19 protein-coding genes are annotated in these 20,232 nt (G+C 47.0%); 10 read left to right on the top strand and 9 right to left on the bottom strand.

Annotated elements, in window-relative coordinates:
* Positions 1-175 precede the first annotated feature (175 nt).
* Positions 176-1,213 (top strand): tRNA dihydrouridine synthase DusB, encoded by a 1,038-nt coding sequence (gene dusB, locus VM802_RS07115; protein WP_325529128.1) that lies wholly within the window; start codon positions 176-178, stop codon positions 1,211-1,213.
* A 22-nt stretch (positions 1,214-1,235) separates the two neighbouring features.
* Here dusB and VM802_RS07120 read toward each other — a convergent pair whose 3' ends face one another.
* From VM802_RS07120 to VM802_RS07130, 3 genes are all read right to left on the bottom strand, one after another.
* Complete coding sequence (locus VM802_RS07120) at positions 1,236-1,358, bottom strand: hypothetical protein (RefSeq protein ID WP_325529129.1); 123 nt, start codon at positions 1,356-1,358, stop codon at positions 1,236-1,238.
* Positions 1,359-1,648: 290 nt separating this feature from the next.
* Positions 1,649-1,990, bottom strand: coding sequence for a TfoX/Sxy family protein (locus tag VM802_RS07125; protein ID WP_325529130.1), 342 nt, complete (start codon positions 1,988-1,990; stop codon positions 1,649-1,651).
* A 40-nt stretch (positions 1,991-2,030) separates the two neighbouring features.
* A complete protein-coding gene (locus tag VM802_RS07130) occupies positions 2,031-3,527 on the bottom strand; it encodes a hypothetical protein (RefSeq protein ID WP_325529131.1) in 1,497 nt (498 codons plus the stop codon).
* 132 nt (positions 3,528-3,659) lie between these two features.
* On the opposite strand from VM802_RS07130, the gene VM802_RS07135 reads away from it, so the two are divergent.
* Positions 3,660-5,489 carry a glycoside hydrolase family 9 protein gene (locus VM802_RS07135; RefSeq protein WP_325529132.1) on the top strand — a complete coding sequence of 610 codons (1,830 nt, stop codon included), beginning with the start codon at positions 3,660-3,662 and terminating at the stop codon, positions 5,487-5,489.
* A 7-nt stretch (positions 5,490-5,496) separates the two neighbouring features.
* Here VM802_RS07135 and VM802_RS07140 read toward each other — a convergent pair whose 3' ends face one another.
* The gene (locus tag VM802_RS07140; protein ID WP_325529133.1) at positions 5,497-6,738 is read right to left on the bottom strand and encodes a multidrug effflux MFS transporter; all 1,242 of its coding nucleotides are present in this window, start codon (positions 6,736-6,738) and stop codon (positions 5,497-5,499) included.
* A gap of 121 nt (positions 6,739-6,859) precedes the next feature.
* On the opposite strand from VM802_RS07140, the gene VM802_RS07145 reads away from it, so the two are divergent.
* The 4 genes from VM802_RS07145 to VM802_RS07160 all read left to right on the top strand — a co-directional run bounded on the left by VM802_RS07145 (position 6,860) and on the right by VM802_RS07160 (position 10,873).
* Entirely contained in the window at positions 6,860-8,020 is a 1,161-nt protein-coding gene (locus VM802_RS07145) for a sialidase family protein (protein WP_325529134.1), read from the top strand.
* A 32-nt stretch (positions 8,021-8,052) separates the two neighbouring features.
* Positions 8,053-8,847: a helix-turn-helix transcriptional regulator gene (locus VM802_RS07150; RefSeq protein ID WP_325529135.1), complete on the top strand. Its 795-nt coding sequence runs from the start codon at positions 8,053-8,055 to the stop codon at positions 8,845-8,847.
* A gap of 63 nt (positions 8,848-8,910) precedes the next feature.
* Positions 8,911-9,915, top strand: a complete 1,005-nt coding sequence (locus tag VM802_RS07155; RefSeq protein ID WP_325529136.1) for a S41 family peptidase — start codon at positions 8,911-8,913, stop codon at positions 9,913-9,915.
* A 532-nt stretch (positions 9,916-10,447) separates the two neighbouring features.
* On the top strand, positions 10,448-10,873 hold the full coding sequence (locus tag VM802_RS07160) for a hypothetical protein (RefSeq protein ID WP_325529137.1): 426 nt from the start codon (positions 10,448-10,450) through the stop codon (positions 10,871-10,873).
* Between the two features lie 218 nt (positions 10,874-11,091).
* Here VM802_RS07160 and VM802_RS07165 read toward each other — a convergent pair whose 3' ends face one another.
* Positions 11,092-11,772: an acetyltransferase gene (locus VM802_RS07165; protein ID WP_325529138.1), complete on the bottom strand. Its 681-nt coding sequence runs from the start codon at positions 11,770-11,772 to the stop codon at positions 11,092-11,094.
* A gap of 178 nt (positions 11,773-11,950) precedes the next feature.
* On the opposite strand from VM802_RS07165, the gene VM802_RS07170 reads away from it, so the two are divergent.
* Both VM802_RS07170 and VM802_RS07175 read left to right on the top strand, forming a co-directional pair.
* A complete protein-coding gene (locus tag VM802_RS07170; RefSeq protein WP_325529139.1) occupies positions 11,951-13,417 on the top strand; it encodes a DNA/RNA non-specific endonuclease in 1,467 nt (488 codons plus the stop codon).
* Between the two features lie 454 nt (positions 13,418-13,871).
* Complete coding sequence (locus VM802_RS07175) at positions 13,872-14,648, top strand: glycosyltransferase family 2 protein (RefSeq protein WP_325529140.1); 777 nt, start codon at positions 13,872-13,874, stop codon at positions 14,646-14,648.
* A gap of 90 nt (positions 14,649-14,738) precedes the next feature.
* On the opposite strand, the gene VM802_RS07180 is transcribed toward VM802_RS07175, so the two are convergent.
* Positions 14,739-16,469: an ABC transporter ATP-binding protein gene (locus VM802_RS07180; RefSeq protein ID WP_325529141.1), complete on the bottom strand. Its 1,731-nt coding sequence runs from the start codon at positions 16,467-16,469 to the stop codon at positions 14,739-14,741.
* 252 nt (positions 16,470-16,721) lie between these two features.
* Entirely contained in the window at positions 16,722-18,014 is a 1,293-nt protein-coding gene (locus tag VM802_RS07185; protein WP_325529142.1) for a hypothetical protein, read from the bottom strand.
* A 191-nt stretch (positions 18,015-18,205) separates the two neighbouring features.
* Here VM802_RS07185 and VM802_RS07190 point away from each other — a divergent pair, with 191 nt between their 5' ends.
* Both VM802_RS07190 and VM802_RS07195 read left to right on the top strand, forming a co-directional pair.
* The gene (locus VM802_RS07190; protein WP_325529143.1) at positions 18,206-18,697 is read left to right on the top strand and encodes a glycosyltransferase family 4 protein; all 492 of its coding nucleotides are present in this window, start codon (positions 18,206-18,208) and stop codon (positions 18,695-18,697) included.
* A gap of 21 nt (positions 18,698-18,718) precedes the next feature.
* The gene (locus VM802_RS07195) at positions 18,719-19,288 is read left to right on the top strand and encodes a glycosyltransferase family 4 protein (protein ID WP_325529144.1); all 570 of its coding nucleotides are present in this window, start codon (positions 18,719-18,721) and stop codon (positions 19,286-19,288) included.
* Between the two features lie 22 nt (positions 19,289-19,310).
* Here VM802_RS07195 and VM802_RS07200 read toward each other — a convergent pair whose 3' ends face one another.
* Both VM802_RS07200 and VM802_RS07205 read right to left on the bottom strand, forming a co-directional pair.
* Positions 19,311-19,739 carry an SRPBCC family protein gene (locus VM802_RS07200; RefSeq protein WP_325529145.1) on the bottom strand — a complete coding sequence of 143 codons (429 nt, stop codon included), beginning with the start codon at positions 19,737-19,739 and terminating at the stop codon, positions 19,311-19,313.
* 27 nt (positions 19,740-19,766) lie between these two features.
* Complete coding sequence (locus tag VM802_RS07205; protein WP_325529146.1) at positions 19,767-20,096, bottom strand: ArsR/SmtB family transcription factor; 330 nt, start codon at positions 20,094-20,096, stop codon at positions 19,767-19,769.
* Positions 20,097-20,232 lie beyond the last annotated feature (136 nt).

Raw genomic sequence — 20,232 nt, forward strand, 5'->3', positions numbered from 1 at the left:
TGGTTTGATTTTTCTGATGTACGAAGATATGTGCGAAGTTAGTAATGAGTATTATAGTATTTATTGAAAATAATAATATCGAACGAATGAAAGATCCTTTGCATATATTTTCATTAGGAAAATCAAACCAATCACACAAATCACAGTTCAGACATTTGCGTATCTTTGCGGCCTCATGGTAAAGATTGACAACATAACGCTGCCTGATTTTCCACTTCTTCTGGCTCCTATGGAGGATGTGAGTGATCCGCCGTTCCGTGCGGTGTGTAAGGATGCCGGCGCCGATCTGATGTATACGGAATTTATCTCCAGTGAAGGGCTGATCCGTGATGCCATCAAATGCAGAAAGAAATTAGATATTTTCGAATATGAGCGGCCTGTAGGCATACAGATCTTCGGTGGAGATGAAGACAGTCTTGCCATGGCTGCGAAAATTGTGGATGTTACCAATCCGGATCTGCTGGATATTAACTTTGGCTGCCCCGTGAAGAAAGTGGCTGGCCGCGGAGCAGGCGCAGGCGTGCTTAAAGATCTGGATCTCATGGTACGTCTTACGGAAGCCTGTGTGAAGGCGACCCGGCTACCGGTTACGGTGAAAACCCGGCTGGGCTGGGACGATGACTCGAAGAATATTGAAGAGGTAGCAGAGCGTTTACAGGACGTTGGTATCAAAGCGCTGGCTATTCATGGCCGCACCCGCTGCCAGATGTATAAAGGTGAAGCCGACTGGACCCTGATTGGCAAAGTGAAGAACAATCCAAGAATAAAAATACCCATCTTTGGTAATGGCGATATTAATTCGCCGCAAAAAGCTTTGGAATATAAGAACCGTTATGGTGTGGATGGGATTATGATCGGGCGTGCAGTGATCGGTTATCCGTGGTTGTTCCGTGAGATTAAGCATTATGTAAAGACCGGCGAACTGATGGCTGGTCCCACTGTGCAGGAGCGTATTGCAGTTGCCAAAAAGCATCTCCGTTTGTCAGTGGAGTGGAAAGGTCCCATAGCGGGGATTAATGAGATGCGTGGCTGCTACGCCAATTATCTGAAAGGCCTTCCTAATATCAAAGAATTCCGCAGCCGCCTCGTGGTGCTCAAAACCGTGGAAGAGGTAGAGGTTGTACTGGATGAAATACAAGCATATTACAGTGGTTTCGTTATAGAGGACGCACCTATAGAGTTAATCGATTATCATCAGAAATGTCCACTGTAAAAGATGCTTCTTTATCGCGGTATTATTTGCATTCATCGTCATCTTCGCTGTAACCGCCATCGGCGGAAATATCCGGCAGATCATTTGTGATCGCAGGGAGAATAGGTAATATTAATATGGCTTTCACGTTTGACGGATCTATCATTTAAACAGCCTGTATTATCACGTTATTTTTTTACCCTCAACCATTTAAGTCATGAAAAACATTGCATCTATCGGTAAGAATTTAAAAAGGAATGAATTAAAAGCAACACTGGGTGGCAAGGCATTCCGGGTGACTTGTTTCCCTTTAATTACCTGTGCTCTTCTGGTTCCTATTGCGTGTGCAGCTCTATGCGCACAGCTTAACAAGGGAACCGGCACTTGTGTAGATACAAGTACCTGTTGTTGCGAGCTCTGATAGTGATAAAAGGGCTGGTTGTGAAATCAGCTCTTTTATTTTTTTTTGGATGGCTTTGCAAATTTGTTATATGCGAGCGCCTTTGTCATCCAATATTCCAGCTGTTTTCTGGTTTTCAGCATATCACTGTTGACGAAGAAATATCCTTTCATTATCTTATTGCCCATCGTCATCTGTCCGCATCCTTCTTCTTCCGCTACATCATCTGATTTGCCGGGATCGAGGCGTACCATTAGCCGTTCCGGCCTTACGCCTACGCACATTTTGCCGTTCACCATGAAGCAGATGCCTCCGAACATTTTCTTTTCTTCTATTTTGTTGGTGGATGCAGCCAGGAATTCGCGTACGCGGTCTGCCAATTTTTCGTTGTCTGACATGTTATAAATATTTGGGATAGCTAAATATACACCCCTTTTTTCAGGTATCCTTCATGCCAAACAATAGTTTCCGCAGTGGCGGTATGGCGTTGATCAAAACAGTTACGAGCGCCAGCAGTACTGTGAAGGCAAACAGCTGGTAGCGCATTACCACCGGCGATGCGAGTATGCTGAAGAGCGCATTCGCCAGTACAAATACCAACAGCAGTGTAATAACTCTGGCAGCAGTTGGATGCTGTACCAGCCAGGCCGGCTTCGGGCGCACCATATAAAGGGAAGCACCCAGTAGCAGGTGGAGTATAAGGAACAGCATGGGGGCCAGGAGAAGTACGTATTGTTGTAGTGCCGGGTGGAAGCAGGTTAGCTGCGGGTCTTCTATATTGAACCATGCTGCCGCAAGGGCAAAAAGGCCGGTCCTACCTTCTGCATAATATTCAAATTGTTCCAGCGGGGGATAGAGATAGACCATAGTGTTAGGCAGTACATAATAGCGTATATATTCCCAGGGGTGTTGCAGTACAAGTTGTCTTCCATAATCGCCTATTGCCACGTCTGTAATGCTGAAAGCCTTGAGGAACGGTATTTTCGGATTTTTGGTAAGTACGGTGAAGAGATAATTTTTAAGTGGTCCGGCGGGGTTGATCATATATAGAGAGCCCTCACGGGGACTGATATTGGTGAGTGTTACATGGCTGGTATCGAAGAACGTTTTTACCATCCGGTGTATCCGCCTGGCTTCCGTACCCTTGATTTCCCAGGACCGCCGCGGTACGTGGCTGTACATGTATAATGCATTGTTGGCAGTTTGCCATCCGCTGTAGTTGGTGAACTGATGTATGCCGGTTTTTCTGTAGAAATGTTGTTGTAATTGAAATATGACCAATACTGTAATGGCAACGGACAGTACTCCTGTGATTACCTTACCACTCCGTTTCATTTTGCTGAGGAACAGGGCTGTCAATACCACCAGCGGGTAGGACAGCGCGTTATACCTTACCAGCAGGATATACCCCAGCAGCAACGTATGCGCGATGATATATCCCCATGACGGCTTATATACAATATGTATCAACGTTGTCATCCACAACAGGCTTAGTATGGTGAACAGGCAGTCACTGGCAACCAGGTTGGCTGCATAGAAGGATAGCGGGTTACCTACAATCAGGATCAACAACAGGGTGGCTATCTTATCAGGTAACCTGAATACATACAGTATGGTAAAGAAGAAGTAAAGCCCCGATGCCTGCAACAGCAGGAACTGTATGAGTACCAGCATGAAGGACGAGGTAAACAGGTAGTGGACGCCCTTCAGGAAAAAAGCATATCCTGCGGGGCGTATGTAGCCGTTGTCGTCACCTGTAGCTACCATGATGTAATAGAGGGAGTCCGTAAAGTAATCGGCGGAGGGGTACAGTAATTTGAATAGTATAAAGCCTGCGCAGAGAAAGATACTGCTGTATAACAGGTATTTGCGGTAAAGCGGATTACCCAGGATAAATGCGCTGAAGGCCGCGTGGTTGTGGGTTTTGAGGGACATGATTATTTGGTTGTGATGCCTGGACGGCATATGGGCTTATTAAAAGTAACATAGTCGTGTTGTAATGTAGCAGCAGTATAAAAATTGCGAAATACCTGGGGTCTGTTTTTTATATTGGAAAAAAATCATGCTATGAATTCCCGTATGTTATACTATGCCACTTTATTGCTGGTCATACTTGCCTTGCCGGGATGGCTGAAGGCGCAATCAGTCCTGGTAGTGGTAAACCAGGCAGGGTATGAAGCCAGCCGTTCCAAGAAAGCCATTGTAGCTGCAGGCGAAGGGTTTAAGCCGTTATCATTCAGTCTTATTAATGCAACCACCGGGGCGGCGGTACTAACGGGAACGCCTGTATCCCGTGGTGCGGTTAAAGGCTGGAAGGGCCGTCTCTTCTGGTCTGTGGATTTCAGCGGATATAGCGCCGCCGGCGCTTATAGGGTGGCCGTACGTACAGCCGATACGATTATAACGTCGACTGTTTTTAAGATAGGGAAGAATATACTGGAGCAACAGACTGTTTCAGATGTGATCTACTATTTCAAGGGACAGCGCAGCACGGGCCTGCTGGACAAAGCGGATCATGCGTTACAGCTCTCCGGCAAACCGGGCACCCGTATTGATGCTCATGGCGGCTGGTATGACGCTACCGGCGACTATGGTAAACATTTATCGCACCTTTCTTTCTCTTCTTATTTCAATCCCCAGCAGATCTCCCTGACGGTTTACAGTCTTATCAATACTTACGATCTGCTGCGCCGCCGACCGGGTAATGATTTCAGGCAGTTCAACCGGAGGCTGCTGGATGAAGCCATGTATGGGGCAGACTACCTGGCACGCACACATGCAAAAGACGGTTCATTTTACCGGTCTGTATCTTCACCAGGTGCAGCGAAGAAGGCTGCGGACCGTGTGATCCGGGCAGAAGATGATGCTTATGCCATTAAGAAAACCAAGGACCAGGTATTCAGCAGGGACAAGAAAGGAGATGACTGGCGCAGCTATCAGTGCAGCTTCCGTTCTGGCGGGGGACTGGCCATTGCTGCGCTGGCGAAGGCGTCTACTTATGATACTTCGGGGGAATACAGCCATGCAGACTATCTGAGGGCGGCAGAAGAGGCTTACGCTTTTTTAGCGGCGCATAATGCTGAGATGACTAACGATGGGCAGGAGAATATTGTAGATGACTATTGTGCTCTTACAGCCGCTACGGAGCTGTATAAGGCCACGCACAAAGCCGTATACAAAGCTGCCGCAGACAAGCGTGCAGCGCAGCTGACTGAGAGGTTGCATTCCTGGAAACAATATGAGCATTACTGGCGTGCAGACAACAACGACCGGCCTTTCTTTCACCCTTCAGATGCAGGCCTGCCGGTAGTGAGCTTGCTGCTTTATTACCCGGTGGCTGATCCGGCCATGCGGCAAAAGATCCGCGAGGCGATGAAGCTGTCGTTGCAATTTGAACTGGCGGTCACGCATGAAGTGAATAATCCTTTCGGCTACAGCCGGCAGCTGGTGCAGGATACAACGGGTGCGAGGCATACTGCGTTCTTTTTTCCGCATCACAGCGAGGCGGCGCCGTGGTGGCAGGGAGAGAATGCCCGGCTTGGCTCTATGGCCGCGGCAGCGCGTATGGCGGCGTCATTGTATGAATCTCCTTTCCGCGACAGCCTGGAAGTATTTGCTACCGATCAGCTGAACTGGATACTGGGTCTGAATCCGTTTGATGCCTGCATGTTGCAGGGCACAGGACATAATAACCCGGCGTATGGTTTCTTTGGTACGTTTGAATATACCAATGCCCCCGGTGGTATTGTAAATGGGATCACCTCTGGCCTGGATGATGAAGACGATATTGCCTTCAATATTTCCTATGCCGTTACAGGAAAGGATTACGACTGGCGATGGGCAGAGCAGTGGCTGCCGCACACAGCATGGTACCTGTGGGCGGTAGCCGTAGAATAATATGTTGTTAATGCACCATTACCGCCTCGCTTTTGCCGGGTGAGGTTACGGTATTGCCTATACGTTTTCTGCCGGTCATTAATACGATCATCGCCAGTATAGCGGGTACGCACATGGCTATTGCGAGTGGGGTCGGGGTGCTCATATGCCAGGCGCTGATAAGCGTGGAGATGAGGGCGCCCAGCCCCAATTGCAATGCACCCATCAGCGCGGAGGCGCTGCCTGCATTCTTATCGAAAGGAGCAATGGAAAGTGCGGCAGTATTAGGGTTCAAGCAACCGCAGAAAGCGAGGTTAATGAACAGCAGGGCGATGATACCCGGAAGATTAAGCAGATCGTTCCATGCGCAGAAGACGAAAATGAGTCCGCTGATTGCTTGTCCCATCAGGGTTATGGGTACTATCTGCCTGCTTTCGAAGCGGCGCAGCAGGAAGCTGTTCACCTGACCGGCGCCGATGAATCCTACGGACAATCCGGCGAACACCCATCCGTATTGTTTATCTGTCAATTTATAGATGTTCATGAATATCTGCGGAGAGCCTGACACATAGGCGAAAAGGCCGGAGAAGCCGATGGCGCCGGTAAATGCGTAGGTATAAAACTGTGGTTCGGTGAGCACCTGTATGAAGTTATTGATGATAGGCCGCGGCTTCAATGACATGCTGGTGTCTGGCTTATAACTTTCCGGAAGCCCTATGATAGTGGCCAGCAGCACCAGTGCGCCGATTATACTGAGCACTACAAATACCGCATGCCATCCGAAGGCGCTGGTAATATAACTACCTACGGTGGGCGCTATCATTGGGGAGGTACCGAGTACGAGCATCAGCAGGGCGAAGACCCTGGCGTTTTCTTTAATGGGGAACAGATCGCGCACCATCGCCACGGAGGCTACCGTAGCCGCACAGCTGCCTATTGCCTGTACAAAGCGGAGGACTATCAGGCTGTTTAATGTTGATGCGTATACGCATCCGACAGAAGCCAGGATGTACAGCACCAGTCCTATATAGAGCGGTTTTTTTCTTCCGAAGCGGTCCAGCAGGGGGCCGTATAGTAATTGTCCTGCTGAAATGCCGATGAAGAAGCTGGAAAGAGAGTAGGCGATGCTGGAGGCATCGGTGCCCAGGTCTTTGGCAATGGCCGGAAATCCCGGCAGATACATATCAATTGAGAATGGCCCTAAAGCTGTCAGTGAGCCCAGGATCAGTATCAGGTACACGTACCTGGTCCTGGTATATTCGTTGTGCAATTTCCGTTTATTTTATGAGGGAGCAAATTTACTGCGATTTGCTGGTCGTACCGCTGTTGGGTAGGTGATCATTATGTTATATGATTGTTGTTTGACAATAATTCTTGCTATCTTAAGCAGCATGAAAAATTTTTTGTTCCTGTTATTCCTTTGTCCCTATTTGCTGTCATCCGCGCAGGTAAACACTTTGCCGGTATTTGTATCAGGGACGGATGGCTATGCCAGCTACCGTATTCCCGCCATTGTACGCTTACCTGGAGGAAAGCTGCTGGTCTTCGCGGAAGGGCGTGTACGTGATGCTGATGATTTCGGGAACATTGATATTGTGATGAAGCACAGCAGTGATAACGGCCGTACCTGGTCTGCGATACAGACAGTGGCGGATAACGATACCTTGCAGGCGGGTAATCCTGCGCCGGTGGTGGATCTGAGTGATCCCGCATTCCCATCCGGCAGACTTTTCCTTTTTTATAATACAGGTAATAACCGGGAGGGGGAGGTGAGGAAAGGAAGGGGCTTGCGGGAGGTCTGGTATAAGACATCGGTTGACGGCGGCAAGACCTGGTCTGCTGGAACGAACATTACTACGGCGGCACATCGTCCGAACCAGCCGGCTATCAATCCTGCTTATCATTTTGTGGAAGATTGGCGGAGTTATGCGATTACGCCGGGCCATGCGATGCAGTTCACCGGGGGGAAGTATAAGGGGCGGATATATGTGGCTGCCAACCATTCTGCCGGTGCGCCGCGGAAAGCGTTTCGCGACTATGTGGCACATGGTTTTTATACAGATGATCACGGCAAAACTTTTCATCTTGGAGAAAGCCTGGCTATAGCAGGTTCTAACGAATCTATGGCGGTGGAGATCTCCGGCGGCAGGCTCCTGATGAATGCGCGGAACCAGCAGGGCAATGTGAAGGCCCGCATAGTGGCGTTGAGTGCGGATGGCGGGGCTACCTGGGAGAAGCAGGACTATGACCTGCAACTGCCGGATCCGGTATGCCAGGGCAGCATCCTGTGGCTGGGATGGAAGAAGGGCAAGGCGGTGCTGGCGTTCAGTAATGCGGCAGATACTTCCCGACGTGACAATCTTACGCTTCGCATCAGTGACGATGATGGTGTGACCTGGAATAAATCTTTTGTGGTAGCTAAAAGTGGCAATAATCAGCGGAACTATGCTGCTTATTCTGATCTGGTATGGCTGGATAGCCGCCGTATCGGGATTTTATTTGAGAAGGATAATTACGGGGAGATTGTATTTGGCGAAATCAGGTGGAAATAATTGTCGTTAGCTGAATTTGTGTAACTTGAACCATGCGCATCCTGGAAAAAGCAACATACCTGGGCAATACCCGCCACCACTACGAGGCTGACGGCGTGATTGTGAGTGAGGCCGAATACCGCGAACCGGTATATGAAGGTTGGCATTGTCACGAGAATAATCATCTCTCCCTGACTATCAAAGGCGGCAATATTGAGAAAAGGAGGAGCGGAGAGAAAGTAGTTTCTACCGGAAATATTGCCTACTATAACAGTGGCGAAATGCATAGGAACAGCCATACGCTTCATCCTACAAAGAATCTCAATATCGCTATAGAGGATTCTTTTCTGTTGGCGCATGACCTGCATTTCAGTATGCTTCACCAGTACCGCGAGGGAGATCCTGCCGTAAAATTTGCGGTGCTGAACATTTACCGTGAATGCCTCGCCGGTGATAACAGCGTTAAAGCGTCTGTGGATGCATTGTTGCTGCATACGTTCAGCGCACCGCTGACGCATCAGGAGCAGAAAGCTATGCCGCTGTGGGTGGAAAAAGTAAGGCAGTTGCTCCACGATAGCTGGAATGAAACGCTCTCGCTGCAGCAGATTTCCGCAGCTGCGGGTGTACATCCGGTAACGGTGTCGCGTTATTTCCCTTACTACTTCGGCTGCCAGCTGGGGGAATATATGCGGAAGATAAAGATTGACCGGGCATTGCACCTGATCGGACAACCGGATATGTCGCTGACAGACGTGGCGTTGTATTGCGGGTTCTTTGACCAGAGCCATTTTATCCGTACGTTCCGCTCCTGTACGGGGTTTCTTCCGCGGGCTTACCGTAAATTATAGTCACGCTAATTTGATACAATTTTTTTTGGGGCTGTTTGCAGAACTTTGGAGCAAATAAAGTCTATGCAAAGCTTTCTAAGAATGATTGTCACCTGTGCCTTACTGGTTACTCCACTATTTACCATTGCACAATCACAGTTACAAGCGGGGAAACATGTTCCCATGACGCCTATATCCCAGGCGGAGATCAGCGCATCTGTCGGCGCTATAGCCACTATGATAGACGAGCATTATGTTTACAAAGAGAAGGGAACCGCTATCGCACAACACCTGTTAGCGCAGGAAAAGCAAAGGGTATTTGAGCATGTCCGCTACTGGAAAGAATTTGACTCATTGACCAACACTATATTGAGAAGCTATAGCCAGGACGGACATCTTTATGTCCGTTTTAGTCCTGAAAAGGTGAAGGCGCTCCGGGAGCGTGGCACCAAGCCCGATAACCAGCATGGCGCTGATGATTTTTTCTATGGAGAAGAAGCGCGCCGTAACAATTACGGATTCAAGGAAGTGACGGTGCTGGAAGGGAATACAGGGTATTTGCAGCTGTCGCAGATCAACATTTCAAGGGCCAGTCTGCCGGTGCTCCGAGCTGCTATGAAAAAGCTGGCGGGCACCCGCAGATTGATTATCGATCTACGTGGTAATGGTGGCGGCGGAGGAGATACTACTTCGATACTGGAGAGTTGTTTTCTGCCGGCAGGTATTCCGCTGCTGGAGTTTCATAACCGGAAGGGGGAAATTACGATAGACAGTTCAGTGGCAGTTGAGCCAGGCATGAAATATGAGGCCCCGGTATATGTGCTTATCAACAAGGGAAGTGCGTCGGCAGCAGAGGCGCTGGCTTGTGTGTTGCAGGCAAATCACCGTGCGAAGATTATAGGGCAGCCTTCGGCGGGCGCCGCTAATCACAATATGTTTTATGTAGTAAATGATATGCTGGTGATATCGGTGTCTATAGAAGCGCCGGCTATACCGGGAACGAAGGAGGCGTGGGAAGACCACGGTGTGCGGCCGGATATTGTAACGAAAGAAGGAGAAGAGCTGCGATCAGCTATGCAGCAACTATAAAAAGTAAGCCGGTTCTCAGTGTTGAACCGGCTTCTTTATTCATCGTCACCTCACACACTTATACGTGAACAGTTTTAAGTATGGTTCCGTTTCCCGAAAAGCGAACATGCCAGCCTATGCCTCCTGTAAGTTGTAGCTGACAGGCAATGGGTTAAATATTCAGTCAGTTCGTCCTTGAAGCTGGCATGTGCACCATTGGATATGATCTGTCTGGCAAGCTCCCCTGGAGCTAATCCCTGTAAATCTGCCAGACTGTTATCCGTAATAATTATCTGTGGCTTATCTTTCTCAAAAATTATCTGATCCCTTTGCTACCTATCTGGGTGCGTGGATATTGCAGTGTTGAATGCGGGACAAAATTACGGTAGTTGGGATGGGTGGATTTGTGCGTACGGGACAAACTTTTGTTTATTCCGGACAGAGCCGGTCATTATGTTTATAAATATTTCACTATATTTATATTAACCTCAATTTAATACCGCATTTATCACCTCAAATAACAAATATTACACAACCTAAATTCACCCATTACATGAAAAAAGTATTCATTACCGTTGTATGCATTGGTTCTTTCACTGCTACCTATTTGCAGGCGCAAAGTATTCCCGACGAAGCCAGGAAAGCCACTGGTATTATACAGAGCAGCGCAGGTGGCGCCAGTAGTACAGTAACAGCAGGAAAATCTATTTTGTCGCAGCTTACACCTTCATTGGGGTTATCCGGCGCGCAACAGCCCAAAGTGCTTGACCTGGTTACTGGTTTCCTTAAGCAAAAGGCAGGTATCCTTCCTTTGCAGCAAACTAACCCTGCTGCCTACACGTCGAAGTTCAGCGGCTTGCAGGGGGGGCTCTTTTCTAAACTAAAAACGATTCTCACTGCAGCTCAGTTTGCAAAGTTTCTGGGTCTGAAGCCTAAAGCGAGTGATGTGACGAATGTGTTGTCACAACTTTTCTTTTAACTGTGATTCTCCTGATTACTTTTGATGGTCCTGATGTGCGGAGATTGAAGTTTGTTTTTGTGATGGGGGATTGAAATGTGAATGTTTATGCACGAAGATTAAAGCGAAAAAGCTGTAAGGAGTTATCTCTTTACAGCTTTTTCACTTTTTAATATCATGTCTGTATTTTGTTCTTATGGTGTATAACATACATTTTTCATTTTGCGCACCTCAAAGAGTTACAGGTATTTGTCGCCGGTGTTCCGTGCTGCTACCCATTTTGCGGGGGAGCCATAGTAAATGCTGTAAGGTGATACATCTTTCAGTACCAGTGAGCCGGCGCCGATAACAGTGTGTTCTCCTATTGTGATGCCGTGTATGATGGCGGCGCCGATGTTGATAGCGGTGAAGGCGCCGGTATGTACATTGCCGCCGGTAACGGCGTTGGGTGCAATGCTGGCGTAGTCGCCCATGGTGTTGTCGTGCTCAATGCAGGCAGCGGTATTAATGATGCAACCGTTGCCGATACGGCTGCCGGTATTGATAACGGCATTGGCTGAGATCATATTGCCGGTACCCAGTATGGCGTTGGGAGATATAACACTGGATGGATGAATGGCATTGATGAAGCGAAATGAAGGAAGTATGCCGGTGATCCTTGTTGTTACCTGGTAGCGGGTCCAGTTATCGCCGATGCCTACGATGCCACCGTGTATATTATGCTGCGATATGAGGGCAGGCAGATCATATTCGTTGCCTAATACCGTCAGGTCTTTGAAGCAGCGGCTGCCCTTTTCTTTATAGGAATCAATAAAGCCGGTCAGATGATATTCGTGTTGCAACAGCAATATATCAGCGATTACGGCGGCATGACCTGCCGAACCGATGATGATAATATTTTTTTTATGTTGGTCGTTCATAGCAAATAATTCAAGATAAAAGATACACTTGAAAAATCATGGACAGCAAAATATGGTTATTCCGGCTTTTGCGTTGTAGTCCGGGTGTGTAGTAGCTTCCGGGTGGGCAAATTTAAGTTTTTAATATCGATGATAGTAATAATGTTATACTATATTCGCGCTCGCTCGTTACTGTACTATGCCAGTTAAGAAGAATAAGAAGACTCAGAAAAAAAAGAAAAGCAGTAAGCAGAATAATAGTTTAGGCGTTATCGTTATACTGATCGTTGCTGCATTTATTGTTACTACCTGTGCCCGGCGTATAGCGGGCGACAAAGAAGTTGTTCCTTCTGCAAAGACCTCACATAAGAAACATCACCGCAAGTCTGCCGCTGTGCGGCCATTGCTGCGCGAAGATTTTGAAACGGGCAGTAAAACCAGCTACAATGCCGGGGATGCGGAGCTGGCAAGTGGTTCCTGGAAATTTAAAGATGCGGTGACCGGCTCACTAGCTGATGACCATAAAACAGGCAGCCAGTGCCTGCGTATCAAGAACAGTGGCGCTGCCACTATGAACTTTGATATTGTTGCGAAGGGTACGGTAACCGTTACACTGAAATACGCATTGCACGGCAATGATGAAAGCGGTAGCTGGGAGTTGTGGGCTTCCACTAACCGCGGACAGCGTTATTACAAAACGGGTAATACCATCACCGTTGATCAGCATCAACTACGCAGCGCTGTTTTCACGGTGGCGGCTACAGGATCCATACGTTTTAGCATCCGTAAGACAGACGACAGCAACAGCAGGTTGTGCTTCGATGTCTTTACTGTAACAGCGGGCGGGAAGCAGCCATCAGCGACTGTTACACGGCCTGATGAAGCAACCAGGCCGGGAGATAAAGGTTCTGCGGGGGATGATGATAATATGCTGTTGGGAAATCCCAGCAATGCGACTGCAAAGGTGGTGATGGCCAACAATTATATGATGGATAAAGGCTATTACCGGTTATCATACAACCGCGACAGAGGTACACCGAACTGGGTATGCTGGCATGTGTCGCGTATGGACCTGGGCAGTATATCGCGGGGCAATGATTTCCGGCCGGATGAAGACCTGCCCGCGGACTGGCTGCAGGTGACCAAATCCAATTATAATGGCAGCGGGTTTGACCGTGGGCATAATTGTCCGTCAGGAGACCGTACGCACAGCAGAGAAGCCAATGAAGCTACTTTTCTGATGACTAATATCATTCCGCAGGCGCCTAACCATAACCAGCATTTATGGGCTAATCTGGAGAATTACACTCGTTCGCTGGTAAATAATGGGAATGAAGTATATGTGATCATGGGTAGTTATGGTAGTGGAGGCGATGGTAGTAAAGGCCATGCAGGGAAGATAGGAGGGAGTGTGACGGTGCCTGCGCACATCTGGAAAGTGATGGTTGTGATACCTGACGGAAACAACGACCTGCAGCGTATTACAAGGGATACGAGAATTATTGCGGTGAATACGCCGAACGATAATGATGTGAATACCAAATGGTCTGCATATCTCACTACTATTGATGAAATAGAAAAAGCAACAGGGTACAGGTTGCTCAGTAATGTGCCGGAAAAGGTAAGGCAGGAACTCGTAAAAAAGATTGATATAGGAGGGGAGTAATATTCGTAACTTTGCCCGCAAAATTTTTTATATCAATTCAGATAATTAATTATAAATTGCATTAATTTTTAATAAAACGCTAAAAAACCAGCAAATCATACGAAAACAACTAAGAAAAACAGTTCGTTACGTATTGATTGGCACAACTTTATTGAAAGATTTTCTTCCTGAGTGGAAAAGTTACTGTAACATATGAGGCCCTTATCGCGTTAATATATATCAGGAAGAAGATTTTAACGTTTAATTCAATGAATGGCATGAACCTACAATTGAAGCTGATCAAGTCCGCTGGTAAAACCATATGCCAGCGGGTGCAACGCAGATCAGAGGTTTAAAGTTAAATAGGGGATACCCAGGTTTTCATTCCTGTGATGACCGAATGGATTGTTTTCAGCAATGTAATGATGTTTGTAATTTTTTTAGATTCAGATAATATATGTGTGATAGAATATCTGTGGCCTTATTAATTAGTACGTATAATTGGCCTGAAGCATTAAAACTGGTTCTCGATAGTGTATTAAGACAACGTGTTTTACCGGACGAAATCATTATCGCAGACGATGGGTCAGGGGAGCCTACCCGCGCTGTTATCAATGCTTTCGCGAAGGTTTCATCTGTACCAGTAAAGCACTTCTGGCACCCTGATGAAGGATTCCGTAAGACCATTATCATCAATCAGGCCATTGCAGGAACTGAATCAGCGTATATTGTTGAGATAGATGGAGATATTGTATTACACCCTGACTTTATTAAAGACCACAGGAACGAAGCTGAAAAAGGATTCTATATTCGTGGCAGCCGTGTGTTGCTGCCGGAGGGTAAAACAAACAGATTTCTTAACTCCGGAGAGTTTCAACGCATCTCAGCATTTGGAAAAGGTATCAGAAACAGATTCAATGCACTGCGTATTCCTCTTCTGGCTCCGCTTGTTATCAAAAAAAGTAAACGTTCCAACAACTTTATAGGCGCCAATTGTGCATTCTGGCGGAATGATTTCATGAAAGTGAACGGTTATAATAATGAGCTGAAGGGGTGGGGTCACGAAGACATTGAACTGGCGGCACGTTTTATCAATTCTGGTCTGAGCCAGAAGAAGGTGAAGCTGAAAGCAATTTGTTATCATCTGCATCATGCGCTGAATGACCGTGTTCATGAGAATATCAATTACCGTGTATACCTGGACACTTTGAATAAAGGCATTACTTATTGTGCTAATGGGTATCATCATTAGGATTTAGGTATTAGCTATAAGGATATAAAAAAGACCTCCGCAGATATTCTGCGGAGGTCTTTTTTTATATCCTTATGAAAGGGGGTGTTTTTACTCTTCGTCTGCAGAAGTAAATGTCTGCATGTCGATCAGTTTTTTGTACAGGCCGTTATTGCCAAGCAGTTCAAGATGTGTGCCCTGTTCAACAACTTGTCCGTTGTCGAGCACCAGGATGAGATCTGCGTTCTGGATGGTGCTGAGGCGGTGTGCGATTACCAGTGAGGTACGGTTTTTCATCAGGTTATTGAGTGCTTCCTGTACCATTTTTTCTGATTCTGTATCCAGTGCAGATGTGGCTTCATCCAACAGCATGATGGGTGGGTTGGTCAACACGGCACGGGCTATACAAAGGCGTTGGCGCTGGCCACCGGAAAGACGGGAACCTTTATCGCCGATATTGGTGTTGTATCCTTCAGGCGTATTGATGATAAACTCGTGTGCATTGGCAATCCTGGCAGCAGCTTCTACTTCTTCCATGGTAGCACCGGGTTTTCCGAAAGCGATGTTATTGAAGATTGTATCATTAAAAAGGATGGACTCCTGATTGACGATACCCATCAGGGAACGGAGTGACTCCATGCGAACGTTACGGATATCGTGGGGGCCCATGAGTATTTTGCCAGATTGCGGTTCCATGAAGCGTGGGATAAGGTCCATCATCGTGGACTTGCCGCCTCCGGAAGGTCCTACCAGGGCTACAGACTTACCTTTTGGAATGGTAACGGTAATATTCTTCAGCACTGGTTTTTCACCATAGGCGAAGGTCACATTTTCAAAGCGGATCGCCTCATCAAAGCTGGTGAGCGCGACTGCGCCGGGAGCGTCCACAATGGCAGGCTTTTCATCGATCAGTTTTAGTACGCGTTCGCCGGCGGCAATACCTGAGTGGATATTACTGAAGGAGTTGGAAATAGCTTTGGCCGGGCGCATGATCTGTGAGAACAGTGCAATATAAGCGATGAAGCTGGCGCCATCCATATCTCCCTGTTTGGTAAGGATCAGTGAGCCACCGTATAATACGATGCCGGCTACCATCAATATCCCCAGTGTTTCAGATACAGGAGAGGCCATCTGTTGCCTTCTTGCCATAGCACGGATGATAGCAGAGTAGCGCTGGTTCTGGAATTCAAAGCGGTCGGTGATGATCTTCACTGCATTGAACGCCTTGATAATGCGGATGCCGTGCAATGCTTCATCAAGGTAGCTGATGATGACGCCGTATGTCTGGTGTGACTCAGCAGCCTGTGCTTTCAGCTTTTTTACAATCCTGGAGATGATCAGACCGGCAACCGGTATGACCAGCATGGAAGCTAAGGTGAGCTTAATTGAAATGATGAACAGCATTATCAGGTAGGCGATGAGTGTAACCGGTTCCTTGAAAATCACCTGCAGCGTAGAGGTTACAGTATATTGTACTACCTGTACATCTGATGCGATTTTGGAAATGATGTCGCCTTTTCTTTCATTGCTGAAGAAGCCGAGATGCAGGTCCATTACGTTGTTGAACACTGCACGGCGCAGGTTCAGCAGGGTATGGATACGCAGGTTCTCCATCGTTCTGTCAGCGAAGTAACGGAAGATATTGCCCAGCGTTACGGACAGCACAATAAATCCACATACATATTTCAATGTATTGAAAGCCCCGAATTCCCTGGTGGCCCAAGCGGTGTAATAGTTGAATGTTTTGAAAACATCCAGCCAGTTGTCTGGTTTTACAGCTTGCAGATTGATGTTCTCATGGAAGAGCGTTGTCAGCAAAGGCGCCAACAGCGCAAGATTCATTGTGCTGAATAGTACTGACAGTAAGGTAAAAAGGATATAGGGTAGTGCGTACTTGCTAATCGGTTTGGCAAAAGATAAAAGTCGAAAGTATGTCTTCATAATCTATTCAATAACTGGCGAACACGGAATCATTCACCCATATACAGAAACCGCATCAGCAATGATGCGGTTTTCATTATAATTTAGGGCACGAAAGTACGTTTTATTGACTTAATTGTCAAAACTATATATAGGTGTTGCCCGTTGGAGAGGCTAATTATACTGCCTCATGACAAATGTAGTAGTGTCCACTTTACACTTGCAGAGCAGTTGGTTCAAGGCATAGATAGCCAGGGTGAATCGCTCTTTACCGAATCCGTTACTGGCTTTACCGGTCATATAGCAGTAAAAGTGCCTGCGCAGCCTGATCTGGCTCAGCATGATGTGCATGCCGGGTATACTTCTGTCTATAGCGATGGCCAGGTTGCTGGTGTCTTTTACGTTCACGCCCCATCTCACGTCAAAGACCGGATATTTTTGCAGGTCTGCCGTATCATTGAGTGGTCTGCCAGCGGGGCGTATATGTTGTGAGGTGTCATATGCACGAAGAAAAAACTGTTTCTCCGTACTGTCGGGATAGCCGGCAATACCCGGCTGCATGCGGCTAATGCTACTATCGCCGCTGATGATGAATATATGAAGGGGGATGCTGTCTTTGTGTGCGAGGAATTCTTCCATGCTACGATTGGCTTCAGTGTATCTGAACGGATCGATGTTCAGCGGGTTGTCTGTATCAATATCGGGAAATAGTTTTATGGTTGCTGCATGATCGTTGGTATACAGAAAGGCGCTGCCTTCGGTTTTAAGTCGTTCTGCTACGGCTTTCTGCACTGCTTCCATATTATAGTTGAATAGTTGTACGCCGGCTTCTTTGAGCCTGCTCATATCATTGCGTCTGAACCAGTTTCCGCCGCAGGTGCGGATCAATATGACCAATGTCAGGAGGATCCCGACAGGCACCACGAAGGAAGGTTTCCTAAACGGGAATGTTTTTTCCTGTTGTCCGGCAGTTTGTATTACGGAATGTGTGCTGGTTCCGGCTGCTTTGTTTTCCGGCTGATATTTAGATTTCTTTAACAGTTCATTGGTAAACGTAGTAAACAGCTTTATTTCTTCATCGCTATTCTTTATCAGCGCCCTGCCGGAGGTGACCATGCTCCACGTTACAGATCTTTTACCTTTTCGCTGTAGTTTTATTGAGTATGTATCTGCGTACCAGGGGGAAGAGATTCTGACGATGTCTTCATAATATATCTCACCATAGAGGTCTGAAGAAAGTCTGTCGGCATATAACGTAACATTCTCCTGACGCCAGATCCATCTGATCAGCAGGAATAGGGTAATGAGGAACCAGGTTAGCACGATGCCTATCAGCCAGTTTATATTCAGGTTAGTTTTGAGCCCGGTAAACATGATTATTATGAAACCGGCCATCATTGCAGCAATACCGCGGATAGATCTGCGGTGGTCAGTCATGTTGAAGGAATAAGTAGGAGTAGTTACCATAAGCCTGTCGCAAAATATTCCGGCTGAATATACGTTTTGTTTTCGATAGGAGCAGGTGCGTTGTGGTGTGGACAAATAATGGACGTATTTTAATGGAATAAATTAGTTATAACCTGTCTTTATATTGGGAACCGTTTGGGTAAATGCAGACTCTGAGTGAGATGCAGACTACCCAAAAATAAAAATGGACTATGAAGCCCGGAAAAGTTTTCCTTGTTTCCTTCAGCGGAAAATCGCAGGCTGGGGGAGTGGAAAGAATAGTATATTACCTGGATGAATATTTCCAAGGTAAGGGAAGAAGAACCAAGCTTATTGATGAGACCTATCTTGTAAAGCATACTTTATTGGGACGCCTGTTTAAAATGCTATTCAGGCATCATCACTTCAGGAAGCGCAGGGAGGTGTATATGGCGCGTTATACGAGTGCCTATCTCTGGCTGCATAAGCGCCGGAATGATTTGGTGATTACACAGGGGGAGTCAGCTCCATTCTTCCCGGTTGACTTTAACTTCATACATGGTTGTTATCATCTGATGGAGAGGGCTTATTGGCGGAAGGAGGAGCATCTGAGCCGTATATCCCGGCTCCAGCAGCGGAATTGTATGTCGGCCAGGCAGGTGATTACGGTATCTTCCAATGTAAAACAGGATATAGTCAGGTGGTATGGGGTGCCGGAAGAGTAGATCAAAGTATTATATAACTGTGTGGATACAAACAGATTCCATTCGTTTGAAAAACCGTATAGCCATCAACGTACTTTGCTGTTTGTAGGGAGGTTGGTGCCTTATAAAGGATTGGATGTACTTGAACAGCTGGCAGCTATCATTGAGCAATCAGACAAATGGCGACTACTGATCGCATGTAATGAAACACCTGATACAGTGCGCTTTTCAGGGCTTTCAAAGACGACTATTAAAACGGGACTGAACATTGATAATATCGCTGCCGGCGCCTATGCGGCCGGAGATCTGCTGATCCTGCCTTCGATGTTTGAAGGATTTGAGCTGGTAACACTGGAGGCGCTGTCAACAGGCATTCCTGTTATTGGCACAAAAGTCGGCGCTATCAGTGAGCTGTATGATCAGGGCTTCCCGGGCGTTCATCTTTTGCCCGATAGTATCAGCTTTACGGATGATGCCATACTGCAACATTTCGATCATCTGTTAGAGGCCTTTCAACAAGCTATTACACCACAGGCACTGCATGAAAAGGTAGCAGCGAAATTTGGTATGGTGCGCTATGCCAGAGAGCTGGATGCGATTCTGGCTGGATGAACGGCCGGGAAGGGCGCCCTGTTTATGCTTTTTCCAGAAAACCTTTGAGGGACGTGTCCAGGATGTAAGTCCAGCCACCCAGGAAGTTTTCTCTTTTGTAATCGCCGGTATCTGAAGGGAAGGTTTCCAGTCCGGTATGTGTGAGTTTCAGGCGGGTTTTCTTTCCTTCCGGGAACAGCTCGAAAGTTACTTCCGACGAGCCGGGCTGGCCTTCGTATTTCCAGCTGTAGGCCAGTTTTTTGCCTGGTTCAGCTACGGTTACTTCACAAAGATGTACGAACTGTACGCCCTTGTTTTCTGCAGTAAATGTAAATCTGAAGCCCACCTCCGGTTTGAATGCTGCAATGTCGAAATACCATTGCTTCATCTTACTGTTATCTGTCAGCGCTTCCCATACTGAATCAACATCCGCATCAAAAGTGCGTTCCAGTACCAATGGCTCATTTTTCATGTGAAAGTGAATTTTTAGTGTGATGAATTACTGTTTTTTCTTTTTTTGTTTCTCTTTTTGAAGAAAGACGTTCAGTGCATCCAGCTTGCGTGTCCAGAACTCACGGTATTGTTCAATCCATTCAGACACTTCCTTCAGCTGCCGCAGGTTGGCCTTGCAGTGTCTTTCCCGGCCTTCCTGCCGGATAGTGATCAGGCCACATTCTGTAAGTATCCTTACATGCTTGGATATAGCGGGTCTGCTTATCTGAAAATGCTCTGCCACCATGTTCAGGTTCATTGACTGACGGGCCACAAGATCCAGTATCTCCCGTCTGGTAGGGTCAGCAATTGCCTGAAAAACATCTCTTCTCATCATAATTGGGAATTAAATGTGTAACCAATTGGTTACAAAAATAAGGAAAAATGTAGGAATTTGGAAATGTAGGAATTTATAAATTCTTACATTTCCAAATTCCTACATTTCAGGAGCTTCTTTCACCTGTAGGGCAGTA

The sequence above is a fragment of the Chitinophaga sp. genome (assembly GCF_035538455.1).
In the GTDB taxonomy this organism is placed as follows: Bacteria; Bacteroidota; Bacteroidia; order Chitinophagales; family Chitinophagaceae; genus Chitinophaga.

Excerpts from the sequence above, each read along its gene's own strand:
- dusB (WP_325529128.1), top strand. The coding sequence starts at position 176 with ATGGTAAAGATTGACAACATAACGCTGCCTGATTTTCCACTTCTTCTG.
- VM802_RS07120 (WP_325529129.1), bottom strand. The coding sequence starts at position 1,358 with ATGATAGATCCGTCAAACGTGAAAGCCATATTAATATTACCTATTCTC.
- VM802_RS07125 (WP_325529130.1), bottom strand. The coding sequence starts at position 1,990 with ATGTCAGACAACGAAAAATTGGCAGACCGCGTACGCGAATTCCTGGCT.
- VM802_RS07130 (WP_325529131.1), bottom strand. The coding sequence starts at position 3,527 with ATGTCCCTCAAAACCCACAACCACGCGGCCTTCAGCGCATTTATCCTG.
- VM802_RS07135 (WP_325529132.1), top strand. The coding sequence starts at position 3,660 with ATGAATTCCCGTATGTTATACTATGCCACTTTATTGCTGGTCATACTT.
- VM802_RS07145 (WP_325529134.1), top strand. The coding sequence starts at position 6,860 with ATGAAAAATTTTTTGTTCCTGTTATTCCTTTGTCCCTATTTGCTGTCA.
- VM802_RS07150 (WP_325529135.1), top strand. The coding sequence starts at position 8,053 with ATGCGCATCCTGGAAAAAGCAACATACCTGGGCAATACCCGCCACCAC.
- VM802_RS07155 (WP_325529136.1), top strand. The coding sequence starts at position 8,911 with ATGCAAAGCTTTCTAAGAATGATTGTCACCTGTGCCTTACTGGTTACT.
- VM802_RS07160 (WP_325529137.1), top strand. The coding sequence starts at position 10,448 with ATGAAAAAAGTATTCATTACCGTTGTATGCATTGGTTCTTTCACTGCT.
- VM802_RS07165 (WP_325529138.1), bottom strand. The coding sequence starts at position 11,772 with ATGAACGACCAACATAAAAAAAATATTATCATCATCGGTTCGGCAGGT.
- VM802_RS07170 (WP_325529139.1), top strand. The coding sequence starts at position 11,951 with ATGCCAGTTAAGAAGAATAAGAAGACTCAGAAAAAAAAGAAAAGCAGT.
- VM802_RS07180 (WP_325529141.1), bottom strand. The coding sequence starts at position 16,469 with ATGAATCTTGCGCTGTTGGCGCCTTTGCTGACAACGCTCTTCCATGAG.
- VM802_RS07185 (WP_325529142.1), bottom strand. The coding sequence starts at position 18,014 with ATGGTAACTACTCCTACTTATTCCTTCAACATGACTGACCACCGCAGA.
- VM802_RS07190 (WP_325529143.1), top strand. The coding sequence starts at position 18,206 with ATGAAGCCCGGAAAAGTTTTCCTTGTTTCCTTCAGCGGAAAATCGCAG.
- VM802_RS07200 (WP_325529145.1), bottom strand. The coding sequence starts at position 19,739 with ATGAAAAATGAGCCATTGGTACTGGAACGCACTTTTGATGCGGATGTT.
- VM802_RS07205 (WP_325529146.1), bottom strand. The coding sequence starts at position 20,096 with ATGATGAGAAGAGATGTTTTTCAGGCAATTGCTGACCCTACCAGACGG.